General features: G+C 55.1%; 9 protein-coding genes. All 9 read left to right on the top strand.

Going from position 1 to position 8,448, the window contains the following annotated elements:
• Window positions 1-232: 232 nt before the first annotated feature.
• The gene (locus AB5758_RS09395) at window positions 233-538 is read left to right on the top strand and encodes a hypothetical protein (RefSeq protein ID WP_368141816.1); all 306 of its coding nucleotides are present in this window, start codon (window positions 233-235) and stop codon (window positions 536-538) included.
• Window positions 539-1,736: 1,198 nt separating this feature from the next.
• Complete coding sequence (locus AB5758_RS09390; RefSeq protein ID WP_195362218.1) at window positions 1,737-2,342, top strand: nucleotide-binding protein; 606 nt, start codon at window positions 1,737-1,739, stop codon at window positions 2,340-2,342.
• Entirely contained in the window at window positions 2,332-2,589 is a 258-nt protein-coding gene (locus AB5758_RS09385) for a plasmid partition protein ParG (protein ID WP_152067970.1), read from the top strand. Before AB5758_RS09390 ends, AB5758_RS09385 begins: the two co-directional genes overlap by 11 nt.
• A gap of 34 nt (window positions 2,590-2,623) precedes the next feature.
• Entirely contained in the window at window positions 2,624-3,031 is a 408-nt protein-coding gene (locus AB5758_RS09380) for a hypothetical protein (RefSeq protein WP_368140963.1), read from the top strand.
• A gap of 590 nt (window positions 3,032-3,621) precedes the next feature.
• Window positions 3,622-3,810, top strand: a complete 189-nt coding sequence (locus tag AB5758_RS09375) for a hypothetical protein (RefSeq protein ID WP_152067968.1) — start codon at window positions 3,622-3,624, stop codon at window positions 3,808-3,810.
• A gap of 159 nt (window positions 3,811-3,969) precedes the next feature.
• The gene (locus AB5758_RS09370; protein WP_368141815.1) at window positions 3,970-4,782 is read left to right on the top strand and encodes a hypothetical protein; all 813 of its coding nucleotides are present in this window, start codon (window positions 3,970-3,972) and stop codon (window positions 4,780-4,782) included.
• A 139-nt stretch (window positions 4,783-4,921) separates the two neighbouring features.
• A complete protein-coding gene (gene dnaB / locus AB5758_RS09365; protein WP_368141813.1) occupies window positions 4,922-6,280 on the top strand; it encodes a replicative DNA helicase in 1,359 nt (452 codons plus the stop codon).
• 99 nt (window positions 6,281-6,379) lie between these two features.
• Window positions 6,380-6,649, top strand: a complete 270-nt coding sequence (locus AB5758_RS09360) for a hypothetical protein (RefSeq protein WP_195362220.1) — start codon at window positions 6,380-6,382, stop codon at window positions 6,647-6,649.
• 304 nt (window positions 6,650-6,953) lie between these two features.
• Complete coding sequence (locus tag AB5758_RS09355; protein WP_368155523.1) at window positions 6,954-8,186, top strand: ATP-binding protein; 1,233 nt, start codon at window positions 6,954-6,956, stop codon at window positions 8,184-8,186.
• The last annotated feature ends 262 nt before the right edge of the window (window positions 8,187-8,448 follow it).

Raw genomic sequence — 8,448 nt, 5'->3', positions numbered from 1 at the left:
AGATTCTAGGACAGGGGCCGCTTGCGTTTGGCGGTCAGCCGTCGGCGCGCTTACACCAACATTTCCGACGCGATCCCAAAAAACGCATTGAAACAGGCGAGATGTTTTAAATCTCAGCCCACAAATCGAGAACAGTAGCGTCCCGACGAACCGTGGCAAAATAGTCGCAGCAGTCGAGGCACGTGCCAAGGTCGCGCCCGCAAAGGCAATCCTGGACGAGAAGCAGGCCGCGGTGGACGAGCTCCAGTCCGGCTATGATGTGGCACTCGCCGCCTACGAGCAGGCGAAGTCCGACCGCATCGCGGCGGAGCAGAAGCTTTCCGATGAGATCGCACGACAGAAGGCAGAGGAGGCGGCAAAGCAGCAGGCGGCATACACCCCGAAGCACCTCGCCGGCACGGATACCGCCCAGCCCGGCAGCCTCGCCCAGACCGGCGACCGCGCGGGACTCATCGGCGAGACGTTCGCCATCGGCGGCACCGTCCTCGTGGCAGCCGGCGTCTTCCTCGATCAAAAGAAGCGCCGCGAGCAGATGTAGTGCAAATCGCATAACGACTCGGAAAGGGGAATCCCGCAAAAGGGATTCCCCTTTTTCGTCTCGCCAGCCACGGTTCGTTGAGGCAGCTTCAGCTTACGGACTGCGGATTAAACCGATCTACAGCTGTGACTATATGTCTGTGAGCACATGTTAGCCTGGTCTTATGGTCACATATTTTTAAGAGCGCCTATGTTTTACCGACCGTTTGTCAGTGCTTATTGAACAACCAGTCGAACCCGGGCTTACCGAGAGTCTGGCGCATCTGGCCGGTCTGAAACTCGGTATGGGTCCCGTCGGGGCCAATGGCCGTGTTCATACCACCGGCTCACGGAACGACCGTCTTGGTCTCCCCGGTCGTGAGGCCGATTCTCATGTTGCCGACCTGGTTCTCGACGTGCATCTGTCCGTCGCTGCCAAGTACGTTCTGGAGCATGTCCGCCTCCTTGAAATCGTCTTCTTGCCGACAGTATGCCCGAAACGAAAAGGGACGCAGCATGAGTTGAATCTATAATTCTTCTATAAGGTTTCTAGGGATTTTCTAGAAGAATTATAGAAATAAATTGTTGGCTTCCAGATGTTGAGGCGTTTGGATTTGGCTATCTTCCTGCGGTAATACCGGTTAATAGACGAATTTTCAGGGTCTTTAGGTTAATAGTCGCTAATAGTCAGGTGCATGGGCACTATTAGGAACTATTAGGTTGAAGGCGAGCGATACACTTTGGATGGCGGCGCGGTGGGCGCCTGGTCATTTCCTTCCACCTTAATCTGCTTGTCTGCCGCGCCGTCGCTTCTCAAATAGCTAGGCCAAATCGAAGAACGCGCGGGGCGCCGGTAATCAACCCGAGAATGCCGATGGCACGTATAAGGCGGGGATGACGGCCGAAGTCGTTCGGCCATACGGTAAGGACCGTTGCAAAACCGAGGTGGCCCAGAAGTGTAAACACTTGCCAAAAGCCAGTCACCACAACCCCCTCCCTCTCCCAACTGAGTCTTCATTTATCGTATCAAGGCGCAAACCAGAAAGGTACGCATGATCGTGATTGTATCTAGAAATCTTCTAGTAAGTTTCTATAAAACTTCTAGAGTATTTCTAGATTTGCAGGGATTCATGGGTTATGGAGCGTTGCGGTGCGGTAAAATGAATCTAGAAGATTTCTAGAAATGTTCTAGAAGAATTATGGAGAGGACCGGTGCAAAAATGATCGTTTCGCTGATCAATCTGAAGGGCGGTGTGGGCAAGACGACGAGCTGCATCGCGCTCGCGACGGCCGCCGCTCGCGACGGCAAGGAAGTCGTCGTACTCGACGCGGACCCGCAAGGATCGGCCACCTTCTGGGCCGATAACGCCGAGGACAACGGCGAGGAACTTCCCTTCGCCGTCGACGCCGCGAACCCCGCAACCGTCAAACGGGCGGCGAAGAAGTTCAAAGGCGATCCGGGCCGCTGGGCCTTCATCGATTGCCCACCCAATGGGGCCATCTTGGACGCGGCGCAGGACGCGTCGGACTTCGTCATCGTGCCGACCGGCACCGGCAACGCAGACCTCGTGAAAACGGCCGAGACCGTGAAAACGATGGAAGCGAACGGGAGGCCGTACGCCGTGCTTCTTACCCGCGTGCTGACGAACACCAACGGTTTCAAGGCTGCGCAGGAAAACCTTGCCGCCGGCGGTATTTCCTACTTCGACACGGCGATCCGCCAGAAGGAGGACCTGAAGGGCTACTTCGGGCTGCCGTTCGGATCGGCACTCTACGGATACGATGACGTCTACAGCGAGCTCAGGGAGGCCCTGAATGGCCGTTAAAAATAACTTCAATGCATTTGCCAACAACAACACCAAGCCGGCCAAAAAGCGCCTCATGGACAACCAGGACACCGCACACAAGGGTGATGCCGGGACCGACGAGCGCAAGATGATTACGTTTTACGTGTCGGCAAAGAAGCACGCAGCCCTGAAGGCCTACTGCAAGCAGGAGGGCAGGACGATGACAGCTGTGATGCAGAACGCTGTCGATGAGCTGCTTAAAGAGGCGGAAAACGAAGACCGATAGGTTAGTTTCGGAATCGATGAGAAAAGGAGCCGATATGACTCAAAGCGAGAAACGCAGGAAGCTCAGCGGCGACATCACCACGGAGCTCTGTGGGCTCAGCGGGCTTTCGCAGGTGATGAACACATCCGAAAACGAAGCCCTGTTCGCGCTGGCCGACCTTCTCGGCCCAGCCGTAAACCGATTGCTCGGCCTGCTCGAAGAGAGCGACAATATTGATTCGTTCGCCATCCCAGAGGATGCCATCGAAGACTCGACGAAAACGGCCGAGGAGACGCGCGCCGAAATTTACGACAAGTTCGCCATCGAGCTTCATGGCCTAAAGGGCCTCGCAATGGCAATGGAGGAATCAGGGAGTGAAATTACGCTCGCTCTTTCAGACCTTCTAGGCCCAGCCGTAAACCGATTGCTCAATCTGATTGAAGAATTGGAACAAGCATCCTGATATCGCATTTCGCGAACATATCTTAATCAAACGTCAGTCAAGAAGAGCACCGGAAGGTGCTTTTTCTTTCTTGTAGGCTCTCAGATCCGATTTAAGGCATCGAAATAATGTAGTCTGAGGAATACGGTCGAATTGGTTCCAAAGTGTCAGATACTCGATTCTGCGGCCGTTTCCGTGGTCTAGACGTGAGGTCGACTGAATGTCGGAATGGATAGCAGCTGAAAAAGATGCCCTATCTGTAGCCACCTCACGATTGCAAAAAGACGTTCGTCTTTCAGTGAGTTTCAAGCAAGGGTTCTAGGCCACTTGTGGCCCTCTCTCTTAATTCTCAATTCTCTTTTCTCTACATATATAGGGACATGTACTCATGCAACGTTAACCCCTATTTATCACGTACTGATGCAACATAAATGTGTACTCATGCAACGCTATGTGCGTACTCATGCAACGTTATGTACTGATGCAACGTTGCATGAGTACGCGTTAAGGGGTTATAACAACGCATTCAACCGTGAAGAAATATATTTGAACATCGTGATATATACGGATATACTATCTGCAATGTAAATTCGGCCAGAAAGGTATTTGAGATGGAATCCAAGAAGGACGCAACTCCGTCCAAGAAGCGCGTGTTGCTCACCCTTCCCGTTGAGCTCGTGGATTATCTTACCGAGGTTACCGAGCAGACCGGAATGAACAAGTCCGGGTATATCGGCGTGCTTTTGCGCAACCAGATGCTTCATGAGCGCGAGGATCGGGCTGGCGATGAGGAAAAATAGGCAGAAAAAAAGACTCGAAGCCGCCAAGCAAATGAGTCTTTCTTTCCGACGTGATATCGATTTGTCAAGGACATCATACCATAGTACCTTCGGTTCTACCGCTGGTTTTTGTGGATGTACCTTGGCAGATGATGCTGTCGGCTAGAGGTCGTGATAATCATGACCAGCTTGGCCAACGCTCTGGCTGCCGCCGTCGGCAGTCAATCTGAAAAATCGAATGATGCCCCTGCGCCGTTCGTGTTCCAAACCGAGCTTTCGGTTGGTGGAGGCAATCTGGGTACTTCCGCTGCAGCGCCTGTGCTGCAGCGCCCCGTCGCAACCCGTGAGCTCAAGGACTATCCATGGCTTCTCGTGCGCCTCGGTCTCGTTTCGGTGGTTGGCAAGACGATGCCGAATGGGCGCAAATGCTCGATCGGAACCGTTATCCTGCTCTCGCATATCGGATCTGGTCTTTCCGAGCTTCGTGAGTCAACGGCCGTCGAACTTGATATCGATCGGTGCCGAGTGAGTACAACCATCAACGAGATGGTTGGTTGGGGATGGGTCGTGCGCTCGGAAAGCGGGGCTCTTTCGGTTGACTTTGATGAAATCGGTAACTTTGTCGGCATGTCCAAAAGCGAATTGATTAGCGGTCAGTTCCTTCACGTGCCGCGATTCATGCTTGCAAGTGATGCGTTCCACGATGCAGCCTGTGTCGTGTTCGGCGACCTCGTGTCCCAAAGTCTGCTGGACCACCCCCGCGGCGCGATGAAGAACCCGGAGCTGGCAGAGCTCCTGGGTATTTCCGTCTCCGCGCTCCAAAAGGCTAGGAAGCATCTTGCCGAGCAAGGTTTCATTGAGCTCAAGAAGCAGGGAAAGCAGGTCGTGCCGGAAATCGCGTCGGGGGCCGCTGTTGCTGCGGTCCGTCTCGAAGATGACCGCACACGAGCACTGGAAGCGATTCTCAAGAAGGCGAGAAAGAGAAACAAGTAAATGCGCACTGATGCAACGTTGCATCAGTGCGCATTAAGGGATAAATCTAGATATTTTCTAGAAAATATCTAGAAAATAGCAAATTATTCAACTGCGTATTCATGCAACGTTGCATTGGTACGCAGTAGGAAGGCCAAATATGCCGTTACCAACGAAACTCCCGTCCAACATCGAAGCAGAAAAGAAAGTGCTGGCCGCCGCCATGACGAACCGCGTTTCACGCGTGGAAATCGTGGCAAGTTGCACGGAGTCAGATTTTTTCTCTCCGTCGAACAGGACGATCTTCAAGGCGATTTGCGATCTTGATGCGAAGGGTATCGGGGCCGACTGCGTCTCCGTCATCGATGGGCTTCGGAGCAGCGGAAAGCTCGCTGCCGTCGGTGGCGAGGCATACGTCATCGAACTCATCTCGGACGACTTTGCTCAGGCGTCGTATGAGCACTACGTTGACATCCTGCGACGTGACACCGCTCGCCGTAATGTCATCGCCGCGACCGCTGAAGTAGCGTCGCTAACCAATAACCCGCCGATAGACACCGCGGAATACATCTCCGCAGTCCAGGACACCTTTCTAGCCGCGACCGAGCAATCCGTCCCAAGCGATTACAAGAGCATGGAAAGCGCTTTACGCCTCGTCCTCGATTCCGCCGAGGCGACCAGGACGGGCGGAGCGACAGACCATGTCAAAACTGGATTCTCCAAGCTCGATGAGCTTATCGGTTCGTTCGAGCCTGGACAGCTCATCGTCCTCGGCGCTCGGCCAGCGGTCGGTAAGAGTGCTTTCGCAATCAATCTGGCAACATCGATCGCAAGCGTTGGTACGAAGGTATGCCTCTTCTCGCTGGAGATGACTGCTACCGAAATAGGACAGCGCATACTCGCGAGCGCGTCGGCCGGCGCTTCAAGCGGCTTGACCATCGGAGCCATCAGGGATGGGCTTATCAAGGAGGGCGACCGCGCCCTGGCTGAGAACATCGTGGCATCCGTGAGTGCTCTGCCAATCGACATCGACGACACGCCCGGAACGACCGTCGCGTCCATTCGCGCCAAGGCGAGGCGCATGCTTCGCGGGCAAGGAAAGGGAATCATCATCGTCGACTACCTGCAGCTGGTTGATGATCCCAAGGGAAGCAAGTTCGAGAGCAGGAACGTTCAGATCGGCAAGATCTCCCGTTCGCTCAAGATCCTCGCAAAGGAGCTTAACGTTCCCGTCATTGCGTTATCCCAGCTTTCTCGGCAGGTTGAGAATCGCGTCGGAAAAGTGCCCCAGTTGTCTGATCTTCGCGACTCCGGCTCGATCGAACAGGACGCCGATATTGTTATGTTCTTGGACCGTTCAGCTGACGATCGAGAGGCGAACATGGATGGACGTCCGGCCAAGGGCATCGCGAATGTCATCGTTGCTAAAAACCGAATGGGGGCGACCGGGACTGTTGAGTTCGTCTTCAAGCCGGAGTACTGCCGGTTCTACGTTGCCGCAAGAAACGTAGCGCGATAATGCGGTGTATTGTGTACTCATGCAACGTTGCATGAGTACGCTTTTGCCCAATTTCTAGAAGATCTATCGCAATAGATGGATTGAAAAAGGGGGATCCATATGTATGGACCGGTGAGCAAGGACGGGCCGTCGATGGAGTTTGGCGAGGTCGGCGAGGAGATCAAAGATGAGGCACGGCGCCGGGTGGTGGAAGAAATCGTCGCAAAGCTCAAGGTCGATGCCGACGATGTCACCGAGATCACTGGAACCCCGGTCGAGGAAATTGATCCTTTCTGGAGCAAAGAGAACCAGAAACACCTAGAGGTAGCTGCAGAAAGGCTTGATTCCGGTAAGGGAGAGATGCACGAGCTCATCCCTTTAAATGACTGAAGCCGCCCCTACTAGGGCGGCTTCAGCTGCTGGGAGAAAACCCCAAACTGTTTCCATCCGCGCAGGGCGCCGGCTCTGCCAAGCCTATAAGCGCTCCCGTGCGCTATATGCATCCTACATTCTTATAGGCTTTCTTTTAGTACAAGCTTCATAGTTCAACCTGCAATTGTCCCAATGAATTACCTGCAATTGTCCCAATGAATTACCTGCAATTGTCCCAACGCAGCAGATAAACAGTATAATTTCTCTGTTTAAGAAGTGGGGTGCACTAGTGAATAGATATATAGACCGATGCGTCGATCGGTTGATCGAACGAGACCTCGTCATTTTCGGCGCGGTACTTGTTCAGGGACCGAAATGGTGCGGGAAGACGACGACGGCGCACCGCTTTGCGGAGTCATCGCTTTCTCTCTCCGATCCCGCTGGCGGCTTCGCGGCGCTTCAACTCGCTCGCCTCGACCCGGCTCAGGCGATAACCGGTGCGGCGCCGCGACTCATCGACGAGTGGCAGGAGGAGCCGAAGCTATGGGACGCAGTGCGTTTCGAGTGCGATGCGAGGGGAGGGGAACCAGGGCAGTTTATCCTTACCGGCTCGGCGACGCCGAACGATGCGGACCGACCGATGCACAGCGGCGTCGGGCGCATCTCCCGCCTGCGGATGGACACCATGACGCTTTCCGAACTTGGCGTCTCGTCTGGTGCGGTTTCGATCGGTGCGCTGTTTGCAGGCGATCCCGTTAAAACATCGCTCGGGTCCATCGATGGCATCAGCGGTGTTGCCGATATTCTCTGCCGCGGCGGTTGGCCTCAGGCGGTCGGTAGGACGACCGCCGAAGCGATGCGGATATCGGCTGCCTATATCGATGGCGTGTGCGAATCCGATGTCTCAAGAATCGACGGAGTGAGACGCGACCCGGAAAAGGTCAGGTCCCTGCTCTGCTCGCTCGCTCGCAACGAGTCGACTCTTTCCGGCACGAAAGCCATTGAAAGGGATCTGGACGGCGACATATCGAAGAACACAATTGCGAGTTACATGGACGCGCTGCGACGGATCAACATCGTCGACGACATCCCGGCGTGGCACCCGGCGCTCAGATCCCCGGTGAGGTTGCGCCAGGGCGCTAAGCGACATCTCGCGGACCCCTCGCTCGCCGTGGCGCTGCTCGGCGCGAATCCCAAGTCGTTGACGGCCGACCCGAAGACCCTCGGCCTGCTCTTCGAGTCCATCGTCCTGCACGATCTCAAGGTCTATGCGGCGATCAACGACGCCTCCGTCTCGCATTACCACGACGCCGACGATCTGGAAGTCGATGCCATCGTCCACAGGCGCGACGGGTCATGGATCGCGGTCGAGGTCAAGCTGGGAAGCCCGCAGGTGCCGGAGGCATCCGAGAACCTGCTTCGCCTAGAGCGGAAGCTGGTCGAGCGCGGGGAAAGACCGCCTGCGGCTAAGCTCATCGTCATCGGGTTCGGGATGCCTACCCACACGACGCCGGACGGCATCACCATCGCACCCATCGATACGATCGGCATCTAGCGCGCAGCGTATCGGCAGCCTCTCCTGCCATACCTTTCGGTACACGCGGGTGATTTGCAAGTACCGACTATTAGCTGGATCGTCCGCAAGTCCTGTCTAATAGTCACTAATAGTGACGGTCGGGCAACGAGTTCGGGCTATTAGCCTTAATGTCTCCTATCCTCGGCCTGCTTCTTCTTGCATTAAAACTGAACCAGGTTCAGTTGACATGGTTAAAAACGGGGGCGACGCTTTTGCGTCGCCCCTCGTCCCGGCCGGTTGC

This window comes from Collinsella aerofaciens, from assembly GCF_040926405.1.
Classification (GTDB): Bacteria; Actinomycetota; Coriobacteriia; order Coriobacteriales; family Coriobacteriaceae; genus Collinsella.
This window is presented reverse-complemented; position numbering and strand designations above follow the sequence as displayed.